Source organism: Citrobacter sp. Marseille-Q5395, assembly GCF_947057495.1.
Taxonomy (GTDB): Bacteria; Pseudomonadota; Gammaproteobacteria; order Enterobacterales; family Enterobacteriaceae; genus Citrobacter; species Citrobacter murliniae.
Genome location: NZ_CAMSEL010000007.1, coordinates 192,960 through 209,373, shown reverse-complemented (window position 1 = coordinate 209,373; position 16,414 = coordinate 192,960). Strand labels below are relative to the sequence as shown.

Sequence of the window (16,414 nt, the reverse complement as noted above, 5' to 3'; positions counted from 1 at the left end):
ATAAGGGATTCGTCGGCTATTGTATCGTGTTTGTATACATTACATGACGCCATCACCATTTTGGCATATCGGGTTTAGCCATCCAGCGTACGAAATTATCAAGAGTCAGCGGACGGCTGACCCAATATCCCTGAAAAAAATTAACCCCATGGGCGCGTAACCAACGGGCTTGCTCCAGGGTTTCCACCCCTTCAGCAACCGTCAGCATATTGAGGCGTCTGGAGAGAGTCAATACGGCGTCCAGCACCGGGGATGTCACGGTTTCTGTACCAATAGCTTTGACGAAACCGCGATCGATTTTCAGGTAATCGACGGTGAAACGTTCCAGATAGATGAGTGCGCTATGGCCGGTGCCAAAATCATCAATGGCAATTTCGAACCCGGCGGAATGCAACCACTCAAATATTTGAGTCGCTCCATGCTGATCAAGCATATCGCGTTCGGTAATTTCCAGGACTATTTGAAAATGCTGCGCAGGCATCGAGGATTTCAGTTGCTGAATATCGTCTTTAAAACTTTCGTCGTGCAGATGAGTCGGTGCAATATTGATCCCTAATTTGGCCCCAACAGGTAACACTTTTTGCAGCACAGGCGCATCCCGGGACACCAGTTCGAACAGGTGCTGGGTCAACGGCACAATCATCTGCTGTGATTCGGCATAGTGAATAAACGCATCGGGGGGAATTTCCCCTGCGGTAGGATCGCGCCAGCGCAATAATATTTCGACACCTTTAACTTCCAGCGTCTGCATATCCATAACGGGCTGGTAGACCACATAAAACTGATTGTGCTTGATAGCTGCCAGGATCTCTTTACCCGGTCGTAAACGGACTGAGTAAATGTAATAGCAGAGTAAAGCGGCAATGACCCCGCCCATGCAGCCCAACATTACGGCATACCATACGTCGTTGTATGTCCACTCATCGGTATACAACCGTATCTTTAGCGGCAGGTCACCTATTGCCACCTCACGTGAGGGGGTATCGGGGAGATCGGCAAGCGTCATTAATCGCGCAGAAAATGTCGAGATTGCGGTGTTGCCGATGAGCAGGGCAAAACCTTTAAAATCATCCTGCCGGGCAGTATAGAGAAGGTAAGGGGCCAGGTTGATATTCAGAGAGGCAAATACACCACTATTATCCAGTGATGGATGAGGGTACCAAATCATTATGGCTGGTTTGGTCGGCATCATCGGTGTACCAGACTGGATCTCCATATCGATTTTTTTACTGATATCCAGGCCGGGTATCAATGACTGAATAGGGGAGTCCATCGCTCCGGTTGCTGACGAGCAGAACGCGATGCCGTCTTTTACCAGCAAAAAAGCGCGAACATTCAGGCTAAAAGCCGCGCTGGAAGTGAGCTTAGATGAAACTTGCTGACAGCTTTTGGGGATCAGAGGCTGTAGTGCCTGGGCAGTATAGCTGAGTTCTGCGAAGTATTTTTCCACATGATGCTGTATATCGGACGCCAGCGTATCGTACTTAACTTCTCGATTATGCCATGACATGAAAAATTGCAGAATGCTGACGAATAATGCAACGATTAACCCCGTTAAAACACAGGTGAGCAGGATTTTCCGACCGGAAGAAGAGGCGCGTTTGAACATAGTTCCTGATGTTTACCCGAAGTAACCGCTTATTATTAAACCGCTTAATCTGTATGACTATAACCTGGAATGACTCACATAGTGAGATTTTTCTTAAGTGAAGGCGTAAAGCAAAAAGCACTGCCTAAGCAGTGCTTTTTAAAAGTCTCATCAGGATAGCCAAGGGATAGCTGCCAAACGAAAATTAACTGCGGCTCAGGACCCGGCGAGCTTCGTTGTAGCGTTTTTTCCAGTAAGGCTCATTCATACTGGAGATAACAACGCCACTACTGGTCGAGGCGTGGACAAACTGATTGTTACCGATATAAATACCGACGTGACGGCCAGTGGAGCCAGCACGGAACAGAACCAGATCGCCTGTGCGCAGATTGGTGCGCGAAACGGATTTACCCGTTTCCTGTTGTTCGTAAGTTGAGCGAGGAAGCTCTAAACCAAATTGTTCACGGAATGTACGCTGTACAAAACTCGAACAATCGATGCCTTTTTTAGTGCTGCCGCCAAGGCGGTAACGCACACCTTTCCAGTCAGCATATTGATCCATGATTCGTGATTTAACATCGATATTACGGACCATATTTTCAAATTCATCCTGAGAGGCTTGCAGTGAAGAGTTATCTCCATTGCCCACAGCATGCGTCTCAGAATGCATATTCTTGGCGGTGTTCGTTGTGCTACATGCAGAAAGCAGAACCGCAACTGCTATCGCGGGTATACCCCGCAAGATATATCTCAAAATCGGTTGAGATTTGACCATTTTGTTTGTTTTCCCTTGAAGTCCTTAACGATAAATATCGTTATAAAAAATGCCAAACGTGACGAGACTAATTACCCACGCACGATGAGACAATTCTTTAAGGTCAAATCTGTGGCAGAACGCACAAATTTATTCATAAAGAGAATAATTATCCCGCGAGGCAAAACGAGTTCGAGATTACCTGATCGCTACGGTCATTGCGAGTCATTTTATGTGATTTTTTATAAGAAAAAGTGATACAGAAAGTGAATAAACGGCATTGGTCAAAATAAGAACAATCAGGGTAGGAAACATGCAATCCATTCATTTTCAACAGGAATAAGATGACAGGAGAATGACAGTTAAAATGATGAATTATTGTTCAACATCATCAGGGAATCAGAAGTATCCCTGATGATGTTAATTACTTTGCGTTATTTGTTTAAAAAATGTTTGTTTTTACCCGGAAGATAATTAGCAAAAAGAGTCACCATCCGGTCGCTTAATGGCGTCATTAGCCACCAGGGCAGTCCAATCAATACTACCGTCATTGAACCGACCACGATATCAGTGAGCCAGTGAGCGCCGATCATTACACGCGGAAATGCAAAAACCACAGCGATAATAAGGCCGATTAATCCTGCGACTTTTCCGAAATAACGCAGCATAAATGCGGAAAAAATAAGCAGCATCATACCGTGATCGCCAGGGAAACTGTCTCTTGACGCATCTTTGGTTGGAATATGCAGCAGTTCACTGACGCGATTAATATTATCCAGCATCAGGGTGGGGCTGGCGCGTTTAACCGGAATAAGCGCCTGGCCCAACTGGTTTAATACCACCGCAGTGAGCAGCATCACCAGGCCAATAGCGACAATACGCCGGCGCCCGGTTGGTGTTTCTTTTAACCAGAAACTCAGCATTAGTGCGCCCATCGCCAACAATGAGCAGCCGTCAAATGCCCGATTGTTGGTGATTGCAACAATCCACAGGAAGAGCGGGCTTTCAACCAGTTTCTGATTAAAGAAGTGGAAGACGCCATAATCAATAGAAAACCAGAAACCATGCCCGGTCGGAATGTACCATGACAGAAACAGCGCCAGGCCAGCGATGTTGAGCATAAGGATAAGAGGGTATCGAGTTTTCATCGTCGTTTTCCATTGCTAAAAACGCAGGCAACCTTACGCGCAACCGTCTAAACGAAGCCTCAACAATGCGCTCTGTAACGCATTCCAGTCGGTCTCAGTGTCTGAGATGAGTTCAATACGGCTGTCCGGCGGTGCGACATTTTGTGTCTCAATATGCCAGTCGTCGCCCTGACGATTAATCCGCACCAGTCCTTCTTTAATACGCATAACGCCCTTTACGCGCCCGACCGGGGCAAGACGTGACCATTCCAGCAGGCCGATGGTATCGAACACGGTATCAGCATCAAAAATCCAGCCACAGGCCTGATGACCCTGCCCACTGTTCAGGCTACGACGCCAGCGTTGTTGTGCAGGCAGACTCAGCGCCGCCAACCCCTTTTTGTCAGCATGTTGGTGGGTGTGCGCTGCGCTGGAGGGAAGTTCAGCCAGATTCAGTCGCGGTAAATCCAGTAACTGCCCGTCAATTTTTCCGTGCTCGGCATGAATCAACTGGCGATTTCCGCCGTAATGCTGCCACCAGGTTTGCAGGGCATTCTTGCTTTCCATTGTGGCGCGATCTGATTTGTTGGCGACAATGACATCTGCGGCAGCTAGCTGATCGCGGAAGTTATCATTAGCGACGCTTTTTTCGTCCAGTAACAGGCGTGGGTCAAGGATGCAGAGCGTGGCGCGCAGATCGATCCATGGTTCGTAAACCGGAGCGGTGAGTAAGTCCAGAATCTGTTTTGGGTGCCCAAGACCGGTAGGTTCGATCAGCAGCCGGTCAGGTTTTCCCTGGCGCAACAGCGTATTGAGACCAACCTGCATCGGTAAACCGTTAACGCAGCACATGCAGCCACCGGGGATCTCCTTTAGCAGCGCTCCGCTGTCAGCCAACAATGCACCGTCAATACCGACTTCACCAAATTCATTGACCAGCACGGCCCACTTCTCTGCGGGATCTTTGTTCGCCAGTAAATGAAGAATCGAGGTGGTTTTGCCACTGCCGAGAAAACCGGTAATGAGGTTGGTTTTAGTCACGTTTGCTCCAGAATTATAAAATGCCGTGATAGCGTTCAATAATCCTGGCGAAAAAAAATGAAAAAGAGAAGGGGAGAGAGGACGAAGGAATGCTTCGTCCTGTTTAGAGCCTATCCCATTAGGCTATTTTATTTGTCATTTTGTATCCTGGCAGTGCCGATAATCCTCACGTACTGCATGCACGCTTCGGTTGTTCCGCGCTGTTCGTATCCAAACTGACTGCAACAATCTACGCCTAATGGGATAGGCTCTTAATGGCAGAGATCGTTAATTTTTTAACGTATCAATTACTGCCTGGTGCGCACCGTGCTGGGCAATACGTTGCCATGCCTGCTCAATGGCGCTGACAAATTGCGAATTTTGCACCAGATCGGTGGCAAAAATTTCGTGCAAGGAAAGTAATGCGGTGACACGTTCTGATTCCGTACTGCGCTCGACAATTGTGCGGATTTTTTCACTCATCGGGTCGCGTATATCTATGGCTGAGCCTGCATCGTCCACCCCGCTAACGTAACGCATCCAGCCCGCAATACCGAGTGCCAGCAAGGGCCATTCGCTTTGGCGCGCTAAATGTACGCGGATGCTTTCCAGCATGCGCTGCGGTAATTTCTGGCTCCCGTCCATCGCGATTTGCCAGGTTTTGTGCTTTAGCGCCGGGTTGGCAAAGCGTTCCAGCAGGCTGGTGGCGTACAGGTCTAAATCAACGTCGGTGATTTGCAGCGTGGGGGCCTGTTCATTGAGCATCAGGCAGTAAGCGGCTTTACGAAACGCACTGTCTTGCATACAGTCGCTGATGTGTTGAAATCCGGCCAGATAACCGAGATAGGCCAGAAACGAATGGCTGCCGTTGAGCATTCGCAGTTTCATTTGTTCCCACGGCAGAACGTCATCGACCATCTGTACGCCCGCGCGCTCCCACTGGGGGCGACCAGAGACAAAGTTATCTTCGACGACCCACTGGATAAAAGGCTCGCAGCTGATTGCACAAGGGTCGGCAACGCCCAATTCATGGGCAATTTCATCCAGTGACTCTTCGGTCGCGGCCGGGACAATGCGGTCTACCATGGTGCCAGGAAAACTGACATGCTCTTGTATCCACAGCGCCAGTTCAGGCGATCGCTTTTCTGCCATTCCCAGTACGGCATTTTTTACCACATGGCCATTGTCCGGGATGTTATCGCAGGAGAGTACGGTAAAAGGAGGCACTCCTCGTTCGCGTCGGCGGTGCAGGGCTTCAACAATGATACCTGGTGCTGAGTGCGGTTCATCCGGCGTCTGTAAATCGTGAACAATGCGCGGGTTGGAGATATCAAGCGTCCCTGTCGCCGGATCAATACAGTAACCTTTTTCGGTTATGGTTAAGGAAACAATAGCCACCTGTGGCTCGCAGAATTTTTCAATAATGGCTGCCAGTGAATCCAGCTTAGCGTTCAGACACTCTTTGACGGCGCCAATAACAATTGACTGATTGCCATGCGCGCCTTTTTCTAACACGGTATATAAATGATCCTGCTCACGAAGTTGACTCATCAGTCGATCGCCACTGAACAGACTGATCTCACAAATTCCCCAATCGCCACCCTGTGCATTCAGTACCCGATCGGTCAATAAGGCCTGATGAGCACGGTGAAATGCCCCGAAACCAAAATGTACGATCCGCGTTTTTAATTGTTGTCGATCGTACTGAGGCATCAGTACATTTTCCGGGAGTTGGGCGGAGGCAATAGTTTTCATTAAATACACCTGATTAACCATTAATTAACAATGCCAGTATAAAGTTATATGACAGCAAATTAAATTGGTGTGCCTTATTTATCCGGGGAATGTGAGCTTGATCAATCAATCATCGGCGTTCTGTTGATCATTCAACGGATGCCTGTATGGTAGTCGTCATTCGCGCAACTTAATTTGGTATAACAACTTATGAGGTGAACCAATGGAACAAACCTGGCGTTGGTACGGACCTAACGATCCGGTATCGCTTGATGATGTGCGTCAGGCTGGCGCAACTGGTGTTGTGACCGCCTTGCACCATATTCCCAACGGTGAAGTGTGGCCCGTCGAAGAGATTCAAAAACGCCAGGCCATTCTGGCTGAAAAGGGGCTGACCTGGTCGGTGGTGGAAAGTATTCCGGTTCACGAAGATATCAAAACGCTCTCCGGGCAATATCAAACGTGGATTGCGAATTATCAGCAAAGTATCCGTAATCTGGCGACCTGCGGCATTGATACCGTGTGTTATAACTTCATGCCGATTCTCGACTGGACGCGTACTGACCTTGAATATCAGTTGCCGGACGGCTCTAAAGCGTTGCGTTTTGATCAGATAGCGTTTGCAGCCTTTGAGTTGCACATCCTGCAACGTCCAGGTGCTGAGGTGGATTACACCGTGGAAGAGCAGCGCCAGGCCCGGGACTATTTCAATTCCATGAGCGCCGCTGATATTGAAAAGCTGACCCGCAATATTATCGCTGGTCTGCCAGGTGCTGAAGAAGGTTATACCCTGGATCAATTCCGCGCGCGTCTGGCGGAATACGACGGCATCAGCAAAGATGATCTGCGTAATAATATGGCTGTTTTCCTGCGTGCGATCGTACCGGTAGCAGAAGAAGTTGGCGTGCGCCTGGCCGTACACCCTGACGATCCGCCACGCCCGATCCTCGGCCTGCCACGTATCGTTTCTACGATTGAAGATATGCAGTGGCTGAAAGAAACGGTAGACAGCATCTATAACGGTTTCACCATGTGTACCGGATCATACGGTGTGCGTGCGGATAACGATCTGGTGAAAATGATTGAAACCTTTGGTGATCGTATCCACTTTACGCATTTGCGCTCAACCTGCCGTGAAGAAAACCCGAAAACTTTCCATGAAGGCGCACACTTACAAGGTGATGTGGATATGGTATCGGTAGTGGCTGCCATTCTGACCGAAGAACAGCGTCGTAAGAAGGCGGGCGATCTGCGTCCAATCCCGATGCGTCCGGATCATGGACACCAGATGCTTGACGATCTGCACAAAAAAACCAACCCAGGCTACTCTGCTATTGGTCGTCTGAAAGGGCTGGCTGAAGTTCGTGGTGTTGAACTGGCACTGAAACAAACACAGTTCCGCGATCTGTTGTAATGTCGCTAACAGGGATTGAGCGTCAGGCTCGATCCCTGTTCATCACCAGGGCTGCAATAATGCCTGCTCCAGCACCGTCAGTACCTTGTTTATCTGCTGTATTTGCAACCCACCAAAACCGAAAAACATGACAGCGTCGCTGTTCTCTTTACGCCAGGCATCTTCCGAACCATTTTCAATGTTCTCCAGCGTATCAAAACGGATACCTGCCTGCAGACAGCGCGCTTGCAGTTTTGCGATAACCTCGGGTGATCTGGCTATGCGCAAAGAGAGGTGCAGGCCTGCCGTCGCACCATCGATTTTCCCTTCAGGAAACAAAACTGAAAGGCCGTCACGCAATAGGGTAAGACGTGCTGCATAGCTGCAGGCAAGTTTGCCAAGATGGGTATAAAACACCTGATTTTGCATGAGCTCAGCTAAAAACTGCTGCAATAACCACTGGCTGCCGTTGTTATTTAGCGCTTTCATATTCTGTACAGCCGGTAGAAGCTCATCAGGACAAACGAGATAGCCGAGACGCACCCCCGGCCCCAGCGTTTTTGAGAATGTCCCCATATAGATAACCCGATCGTGATAGTCCATGGCTTTCAGTGCCGGAAGAGGATTCTCTCCGTAGGTAAAAACGGCATCATAGTCATCTTCAATGATGTAGGCTCCAACGCGCTGTGCCCAGGTCAGTAATGACTTTCGTCGTTCTAACGACAGAACATTTCCCATCGGGTATTGATGAGCTGGTGTCACATAACAAAGCTGGGTTTCAACTTCGGGTAAATTATCAGTGCGTAGGCCATGGCTATCGACTGCAACAGGGGTAATATCCGCGCCGTAATAATTAAACAGGTGCCATGCGCCAGAATAACAAGGGGATTCGGTCACAACATGACACTTTTTTTTCTGTGATACAGCATGATGAATAATAAATATTTGGCTAAGCAGAGATAATCCTTCCTGAATCCCATTGGTAATAATGATGTTCTCTGCACGAGTATTAATACCTCGGGATAAATTAAGGTATCTGACCATTTGATCACGTAATGGAAATAATCCATTTGGTGAATGATAACGAGTAAGCAATTGTTCCTTAAGTACACTGGGAGCATTATTCCATTTTCGCCAACTTGCCCAGGGAAAGGCATTGGGATCGGGAACGCCCATCCGGCAATAGAACTCTCTGCCCATCTCACCGTAGACATCGGTGGAAGCCCCCGCAGGCTTGGGCTTTACTGGCGGAGAGCCTTCTGCAGAGGTCACGTGTGTTGGGGGGCTACGCACCGGAGCCGTAAAGATCACTTCATAACCAATACCCTGCCGGCTCTTAATAAAGCCCGCCGTCATGAGCTTTTCATACGCCATAACTATCGTAATCTTGGCAACATTTAACGTCTGGGCTTGCTCACGGATAGAGGGCAGTTTGTCACCGCAAAGCAAATCTCCCTGCTGAATAGCCTGGAAATAAAATTGAAAGATCTGCAATTGCAGTGGAGTACGGCTTTCTCTGTTGAGAGACAGTGTCAGCATGAGAAATTCCTTATTAAAACATTATTGGCATATTACGACTTTCGGCTTTCCACTATTTTGACGCGCCTCATAGAGTCGGTGCTGTTCCTACGCCCCACCTTCAGTGTCTCTATTTTTGATTTTTAATATCCCTTAGCGTGTCGCTATTAAAATAATGGAGGCAAGTATGTCGTGGATAAGAAAAAACGCGCTTTGGTGCGTATTCGGCGGAGCAGTAGCAATGTCTTTCGTCATTTGGGGAACGTGGCAGGGCGTACATTACACCAGCACCACTGAGTTTTGTTTATCGTGCCACGCGATGGGTACTGCAGGGGAGGAATATAAAACCAGCGTGCATTTTCGAAATGCCTCTGGCGTTCGCGCGGAATGTAAGGATTGCCACATTCCACCGGGTATTGTTCCAACCCTGATACGTAAGACGGAAGCGTTAAACGATCTATACCACACCATTATCTCTCCTTCGATCGATACGCCTGAGAAATTCAATCTAAAGCGTGCGGAACTGGCGCAACGGGAATGGGCGCGCATGAGCGCTAACAATTCCGCGGCCTGTAAATCGTGTCATAGCTGTGAGGCGATGGATCACGCTAAACAGTCTGCTAATGCGGTGGCACAAATGACGGCGGCTGCGGCAAAGAACAGTAACTGCATTGACTGCCACAAAGGCATTGCACATCACAAACCCGATATGAGCAGCGGTTTTCGCGATCGTTACAAGCAATTGCAGAGTCAGGGTGAACAATTACCCACGGCGACGACGCTGTATTCGTTAGGTGAAAAATCACTGGCTGCCACAGCAGAGAGTGCTGCAGGTAAAGCCATGCTGTACCCGGCAACGGAAGTGCGTGTGCTGAAAAGAGAGGGGAAAAGCGTTCAGATAGAACTGACCGGCTGGCGGGAAAGCAAAGGACGTGGTCGGGTGATAACTCAGTATATGGGCAAACGCGTTTTCGCTGCCGTATTAGATGCTTCGCTGATGAATAATGTGAAGATTCAGCAAACTCAGGTTGATCCTGAGTCACATCAGGAATGGCAACTGGTGAGCGTGATTGCCTGGAGTTCTGCGGATGGTTTTACCGACAATGTTGACTCCATCTGGCAATACGCCGATCAGATGTTGCAGTCCACCTGTAGCGCCTGTCATAGCACACCGCCAACGAGTCGTTATACCGCTAATGGCTGGATCGCCGGCTTGAAATCCATGTCCACCTACTACCGGCTTAATCCGGTGGAAGATCGCACGCTGTTGAAATATCTCCAGACTCACGCCAGCGATGTACCTGAATCTAACAATACAAAAGGATAATTTATGGATATTCATGATTTTAACCCGTCACGTCGACGGTTTTTGACCGGAATGTTAGCCGTTGGCGCCGTCAGCGCATTAGGGCCGAATCCCCTGATCTCAAAGGTCTGGGCTGCAGGTGAAAATCCTGAGCAATGGATCCAGTCTGGTTCGCACTTTGGCGCTTTTGAAGCCAAAGTCGTGAACGGCGAATGGTTAGATACCCGTCCATTCAAACATGATAAATATCCCTGCGATATGCTCAATGCCGTTCGGGAAGTGGTCTATAACCCATCGCGCGTGCGCTATCCGATGGTGCGGTTGGACTGGTTACGCAAGCGTGAAAAGTCAGATCGCAACCAACGTGGCGATAACCGTTTTGTCCGTGTGAGCTGGGATCAGGCGTTGGATCTGTTCTATGAGGAGCTGGAGCGGGTACAAAAGATCTCTGGTTCTTCTGGCGTATTTACCGGACTGGCGGACTGGCAAATGGTTGGAAAATACCATAAGGCCGGCGGCGCGATGGACCGGGGACTTGGCTTGCATGGAAGCTATGTCACTACCGTTGGCGACTATTCAGCTGCAGCGGCGCAGGTGATTTTGCCTCACGTGATTGGCTCGCTTGAAGTCTATGAACAGCAAACTTCGCTCCCGTTGGTTATCGAAAATACCAATACAATCGTGCTATGGGGTTGCGATCCTATCAAGAACTTACAGATCGAATTCCTCGTTCCCGATCACGACGCATTTGGATACTGGCAGCAGATTAAAGAGGCCGTCGCGCAGGGTAAAATGCGGGTTATCAGCGTCGATCCCGTACGCAGCAAATCGCAAAACTATCTTGGCTGTGAACAACTGGCGATAAGACCGCAAACTGATGTTGCTTTGCTACTGGCGCTCGCACATACCTTGTACGAAGAAAAACTATACGACGCCGCGTTTATCAGCGATTACACCGTTGGGTTCGAGCAGTTTTTGCCGTACCTGACGGGAGAGAGCGACAAACAGCCGAAAAACGCTGAGTGGGCGGCGGAAATTTGCGGCCTGACTGCGGAGCAAATTCGCGATTTTTCCCGTTTGCTGGTGAAGGGGCGCACACAATTTATGGGTGGATGGTGCGTGCAGCGTATGCACCATGGCGAACAATATCCCTGGATGCTGGTGGTACTGGCCAGCATGGCCGGACAAATTGGGCTGCCTGGTGGCGGTGTGGGCTTTGGCTGGCATTACAACGGTGGCGGTACAGTCACCTCTGCGGGCCCCGTACTGAGTGGCCTCGGCAGTATCAACAGCCCGCCTGCTGCGAAATACAAAGCGGACTTTCGCGGCGCTTCGGAGCATATTCCTACCTCACGAATGATCGATTGTCTGCTGGAGCCGGGCAAGAAGATCGCTTTCAATGGTGAAACATTAACTTTTCCTGACATCAAAATGGCGATTTTCAGCGCGGCCAATCCGTTCCATGCCCAGCAGGATCGCAACCGGATGATCGATGCCTGGAAGAAGCTGGAAACCGTGGTAGTTCTCGATCATCAGTGGACGGCATCTTGTCGTTTTGCAGATATCGTCCTGCCCGTGACAACGCGCTTTGAGCGTAACGACATTGAGCAGTTTGGTACACATTCGAATAAAGGGCTGATGGCCGTCCGCCAGGTTGTCAAACCCCAGTTTGAAGCGCGACACGACTTTGATGTCTTTGCCGGTCTGTGCAAACGCTTTGGTCAGGAAGAGACATATCGCGAAAAGCGCGATGAAATGCAGTGGATAAAATCCATTTATGAAGAGGGCGTGAAAACCGGGTCATCACTTGGCGTCAGTATGCCGGACTTTGAAACCTTCTGGCAGGGCGAAGGATACATTGAATATCCTGTCGGGAAGCCGTGGGTGCGTCATGGAGAATTTCGCGAACAGCCGGATATCAATCCGTTAGGAACGCCTTCCGGTCTGATTGAAATCTACAGTAAAACCATCGCTGGTTTCCAGTATCAGGATTGTCCTGGACATCCGGTGTGGATGGAGCCATTTGAGCGCAGCCATTCTGGTAAGAAAGATAAATATCCGCTGCATTTGCAATCCTGCCACCCGGATAAACGCCTTCATTCCCAGCTCTGTTCCAGCGATGCGTTTCGTAATACCTATGCGGTTGCTGGAAGAGAGCCGTTGTACATGAGCGAGGCGGATGCCCGTGCGCGTGGCTTAAAAGCCGGGGATATTGCGCGCGTATTTAATGCCCGTGGTCAGGTGCTGGCGGGCGTGGTAATCAGCCCTGACTACGCGCCTGGCGTTATCCGAATTCATGAGGGAGCGTGGTATTCGCCGCAAGAAGGTGGGAAATCGGGCACGTTATGCACCTATGGCGATCCGAATGTGTTGAGTGCGGATGTCGGTACATCGCAACTGGCGCAGGGACCTTCAGCGCATACGGTACTGGTCGAGGTGGAACGATACCAGGGGAGTGCCCCACAGGTCACGGGTTTCGGTGGTCCGGAGGTCATGAAAGAGGAGAAGGTTAGTGCAGCATAATCACATTTTTCAGCAGCGTGCAGCGGTATACCAGTGGTTTTCGCAACTGCTGTTCCGTGAGCTGAACGAGGAGCAACTCACCAGCCTGGAAAGTGGGGAAAACCGAAAGTGGCTGGCGTCGCTAACGGCGATCCCTGGGTTGTCTTTTGATATCAAAAATCTGGAACGCAGCCTTGCCCGGGTGCTGCGCCGTGAAGACCGACAACTGGAGCTGGCGGCGGATTTTGCCTCGTTGTTTTTGCTGGCGCCTCCCGGCGGTGTTTCTCCCTATGCGGGACATTATCCACATACGACGGCGGCCGAAGAACGCAGGGAAATGAATGTGCTGTTAGTTGAGTATGGGCTGACACCGCATGAAAATGAGACTGCCGACCATATTGCTGTACAGTTGTCATTGATGGCGAGAATGGTTGCCAATAAAGAGAAGCTGTCCGCGCAATATTACTTTTTGCATCATCACATCATGTGCTGGGCACCGCTGTTACGGGAAAGCTGCTTGCACCGGGACGAAGAGGGATTTTATCCTCAGGCGGTTAATGTCATAACGCATTTTATGCGTGAAGATGAGTTGTATCTGGAATCTCTTTTGATGGACGATTTTTACCTCAGCAGCCAGAGCTGAAAATAACAAAGGGACAGCAGATGCTGTCCCTTTTAGCTTGTGTCGCTGCGAAAAGTTAGTCTGCACGGCCCATATAGCGGCGTTCTTCAATGTGAATACGGATTTTTTCACCCGCACTCAGATATTCAGGAACCAGGATCACCAGACCAGTGCTCAGAGTGGCGGGTTTGTTACGCGCACTTGCTGAAGCGCCTTTGATGCCCGGTGCCGTTTCAACGATCTCCAGATCTACGGTCTGTGGCAGTTCAAGCGCCAGCAGTTGGCCGTCCCAGGTCAGAACCTGCATGTCCGGCATCCCGCCTTCCGGAATGAACAGCAGCTCTTCTTCAATCTGGTCTTTGGTGAAGGTATACGGGGTATAGTCTTCTTTATCCATAAAGACATATTCGTTGCCATCAACGTAGGAAAAATCAACGCCACGGCGGCTCAGCGTAACGGTATCTACGATATCGTCGCCTTTGAAGCGCTCTTCAACTTTCAGACCGGTACGGACATCAGAAAAACGCATTTTGTACAGCGTAGCTGCACCGCGTGCGGTTGGTGATTGAATATCAATATCTTTTACAATCAGCAGTTTGCCGTTGTAGTTCAGTACCATACCTTTTTTAATTTCGTTCGCTCTTGGCATCGAAAAAATCCTGTAGTGGGGAGTGTCTAAAATATCGCGTCAAACTACTCGCGCCGGGCCATTCAGGCAAGCGGAATTGTCACTTTTGCTGGTGCAAAAAAGGGGATACACACATCATCCTTGACGTTGCCTCTTTGTTGGCTGCGCTTATAACTCCAGGGGCGTCTTACGTGTACGCTTCCGGGACTCATTCACTTGCTGCCCCGATGCTTATCGAGTGATTGTGTGTATACTGTTCGCTACCTGCACCATCCGATGGTTTACGTTAAAGAGAATACTGTATGGAATGCCGTCCGGATTGTGGTGCATGTTGCACTGCGCCTTCTATCTCCAGCCCTATCCCTGGCATGCCTGATGGCAAGCCTAATAGTCAATTATTCGCATTATAAAAAATGACATAGCTAAGCAGAAATGATTTTTTTGCTAAGTGTTTCAATTGAACGTGAAAAGCTTTCTCCATAGCCAGTTTTAGACAGTTGTAATAACTCATTTAGTCCAGAATGACTTGTAAACGAAAGGTTTTCATACAGGCATATAGGAAGTTCTGAATTGTCTTTAAATCTTCTGTCTGGGCCTCCAGACTTGTTCACATACTTCCATGTCCTGCCAACGACTATGGCATCTCCAGGTACACCTTCGCTTTCAATGAATCGACTGTCACCAACATTAACGAATAGCTGGTTATAACTAACAGCGCCTACACCTTCACGGTCATAAACGAGTACTCTATCTGGAAAAAAATGTAATGTTTGGCGACCGACATTGATAGCAATCGTCTCAATATTTGTTTTAACAAAGGGAGGCTTTGATTTGCTGATAGAGGTTACTTTTCTGCGTAGTAAGTTACCAGCCCCGGCATGATACTTGGGGTCATAAACGGCTCCAGAAGCTTCTATATGCCATACTTTTGAGCAGCTTGCGAGCTTGGCTCCACTATCATGAAGTTGCTGGTAACATGCCATCATTTGATCATCAAAGTCATAAAAAAGAACAGTAGTCTTTCTTAGCTGATCGTACATGTAAGCAAAAACAGAAATTGCTACCCCTACGATAAATCCTATAGCGAGGCACCACTCAGGCCATGCCTGTGAAAAACCGTAAAGTAACAGCGCAATCGAAAGGCACATGACCAAGGGCCATATTTGGGACTTCTTACGTTTGTTGTTCAACTCTTCAAGCAGTTCTCGGGAACTTGAATCAACGATTTCCGAGATATGGGATGACTCGATTTCCTCAAGAGGTGCATGTGTAGTGTCATGTTCTATTGGAAATTCGTGTGAAACATGTTGAACCTTCTTTCTGTTCTGTGGGACAAGGCTTGGTGAAAGCGAAGCACGATAATAGACTCCGCCAGCACCGATGTGGATGTAATTTCCTCTTGGGCCAGTACCAAGCCTAAGTCCTTTTATACCAATAGATGCACCGACTCCCGATTTGGATAGGTTAAATCTCATCGGTCCAACGCGAATGCTTTTCTTTATGTAGAAGCTCATAGTAACTCCTTGTAAAACGAGGGGCTTAATTCATCCTAAGCTAGGGGGCTGTAACTCATCGATTGTACTGCAATGTTAAAGGAACATTAAGCCATGTAAGAGGAACGATGATTATTTATAGAGGAATAGGTGCTGGTTGCATGCTATCGATCCGATTGTGCAGTGTGTTAGTATTTAATTCGAATTCAGAGAAATTGAGAGGTCCTCATGGAATGCCGAATCGACTGTGGGGCCTGTTGCTCCGCGCCGTCCATATCAATCCCATTCCCTGAATGCCTGTCGGCGGCCTAATTATCAATTATTCATAGTATGCAACTGACATGTATGGTTAGACTAACTGATTATGAGGTCTTCTGTTAATGTCATGGGAAGTACAAGATAGCGTGAGGCATGTCTAATGCAGTGTCGTATTGATTGTGGGGCTTGTTGTATTGCTCCTTCTATATCAAGCCCAATTCCTGGCATGCCTGAGGGGAAACCCGCAAATGTAAGGTGTGTTCAATTATCTAATGACAACTTATGTAATATTTTCGGTTCGGAACTACGACCAAAAGTGTGCGGTAATCTTCAACCTTCGCTAGATATGTGTTCAACGGATCGTGATGCCGCTATGACTTATCTGCTTCATTTGGAGTCCAGTACAACACCATAATTATTTGTAGCACATAACCTCCGGCGATGCATATTTTTTTCTTTATATCAATAAGA

General features: G+C 48.7%; 13 protein-coding genes and 1 pseudogene. 6 read left to right on the top strand and 8 right to left on the bottom strand.

Translation table 11 applies throughout. From position 1 onward, the window contains the following. Positions 1 to 52: 52 nt before the first annotated feature. The 5 genes from OH663_RS10610 to OH663_RS10590 form a co-directional block, all read right to left on the bottom strand. Positions 53 to 1,609, bottom strand: a complete 1,557-nt coding sequence (locus OH663_RS10610) for a cyclic di-GMP phosphodiesterase (protein ID WP_045445105.1) — start codon at positions 1,607 to 1,609, stop codon at positions 53 to 55. 184 nt (positions 1,610 to 1,793) lie between these two features. Beyond that, complete coding sequence (gene mepS / locus OH663_RS10605) at positions 1,794 to 2,363, bottom strand: bifunctional murein DD-endopeptidase/murein LD-carboxypeptidase (RefSeq protein ID WP_045445102.1); 570 nt, start codon at positions 2,361 to 2,363, stop codon at positions 1,794 to 1,796. 413 nt (positions 2,364 to 2,776) lie between these two features. Beyond that, positions 2,777 to 3,490 (bottom strand): phosphatase PAP2 family protein, encoded by a 714-nt coding sequence (locus OH663_RS10600; protein ID WP_045445099.1) that lies wholly within the window; start codon positions 3,488 to 3,490, stop codon positions 2,777 to 2,779. A gap of 33 nt (positions 3,491 to 3,523) precedes the next feature. Continuing rightward, complete coding sequence (locus OH663_RS10595; protein WP_200010127.1) at positions 3,524 to 4,510, bottom strand: CobW family GTP-binding protein; 987 nt, start codon at positions 4,508 to 4,510, stop codon at positions 3,524 to 3,526. 267 nt (positions 4,511 to 4,777) lie between these two features. Beyond that, on the bottom strand, positions 4,778 to 6,244 hold the full coding sequence (locus OH663_RS10590; protein WP_045445093.1) for a mannitol dehydrogenase family protein: 1,467 nt from the start codon (positions 6,242 to 6,244) through the stop codon (positions 4,778 to 4,780). Between the two features lie 202 nt (positions 6,245 to 6,446). On the opposite strand from OH663_RS10590, the gene uxuA reads away from it, so the two are divergent. Further along, positions 6,447 to 7,637: a mannonate dehydratase gene (gene uxuA, locus OH663_RS10585; protein WP_200010125.1), complete on the top strand. Its 1,191-nt coding sequence runs from the start codon at positions 6,447 to 6,449 to the stop codon at positions 7,635 to 7,637. 42 nt (positions 7,638 to 7,679) lie between these two features. On the opposite strand, the gene pdxR is transcribed toward uxuA, so the two are convergent. Continuing rightward, entirely contained in the window at positions 7,680 to 9,155 is a 1,476-nt protein-coding gene (gene pdxR, locus OH663_RS10580; RefSeq protein WP_045445087.1) for a MocR-like pyridoxine biosynthesis transcription factor PdxR, read from the bottom strand. Between the two features lie 166 nt (positions 9,156 to 9,321). Between pdxR and torC the strand changes: the two genes are divergently transcribed. The 3 genes from torC to torD are packed head-to-tail and all read left to right on the top strand — an operon-like array spanning position 9,322 to position 13,585. Continuing rightward, a complete protein-coding gene (gene torC / locus OH663_RS10575) occupies positions 9,322 to 10,461 on the top strand; it encodes a pentaheme c-type cytochrome TorC (RefSeq protein WP_200010124.1) in 1,140 nt (379 codons plus the stop codon). A gap of 3 nt (positions 10,462 to 10,464) precedes the next feature. Beyond that, positions 10,465 to 12,963 carry a trimethylamine-N-oxide reductase TorA gene (gene torA, locus OH663_RS10570; protein WP_200010122.1) on the top strand — a complete coding sequence of 833 codons (2,499 nt, stop codon included), beginning with the start codon at positions 10,465 to 10,467 and terminating at the stop codon, positions 12,961 to 12,963. Continuing rightward, positions 12,953 to 13,585, top strand: coding sequence for a molecular chaperone TorD (gene torD / locus OH663_RS10565; protein WP_200010121.1), 633 nt, complete (start codon positions 12,953 to 12,955; stop codon positions 13,583 to 13,585). The genes torA and torD overlap by 11 nt, the downstream gene beginning before the upstream one ends. A gap of 55 nt (positions 13,586 to 13,640) precedes the next feature. On the opposite strand, the gene yeiP is transcribed toward torD, so the two are convergent. Next, complete coding sequence (yeiP, locus tag OH663_RS10560; protein WP_045445067.1) at positions 13,641 to 14,213, bottom strand: elongation factor P-like protein YeiP; 573 nt, start codon at positions 14,211 to 14,213, stop codon at positions 13,641 to 13,643. 281 nt (positions 14,214 to 14,494) lie between these two features. On the opposite strand from yeiP, the pseudogene OH663_RS10555 reads away from it, so the two are divergent. Next, positions 14,495 to 14,578 (top strand): annotated as a pseudogene (locus OH663_RS10555) (YkgJ family cysteine cluster protein); the annotation flags it as partial. A gap of 36 nt (positions 14,579 to 14,614) precedes the next feature. Here OH663_RS10555 and OH663_RS10550 read toward each other — a convergent pair. After that, positions 14,615 to 15,706, bottom strand: a complete 1,092-nt coding sequence (locus tag OH663_RS10550) for a DUF4236 domain-containing protein (RefSeq protein ID WP_159359357.1) — start codon at positions 15,704 to 15,706, stop codon at positions 14,615 to 14,617. A gap of 397 nt (positions 15,707 to 16,103) precedes the next feature. Here OH663_RS10550 and OH663_RS10545 point away from each other — a divergent pair, with 397 nt between their 5' ends. Next, complete coding sequence (locus tag OH663_RS10545) at positions 16,104 to 16,358, top strand: YkgJ family cysteine cluster protein (RefSeq protein ID WP_074154678.1); 255 nt, start codon at positions 16,104 to 16,106, stop codon at positions 16,356 to 16,358. Positions 16,359 to 16,414 lie beyond the last annotated feature (56 nt).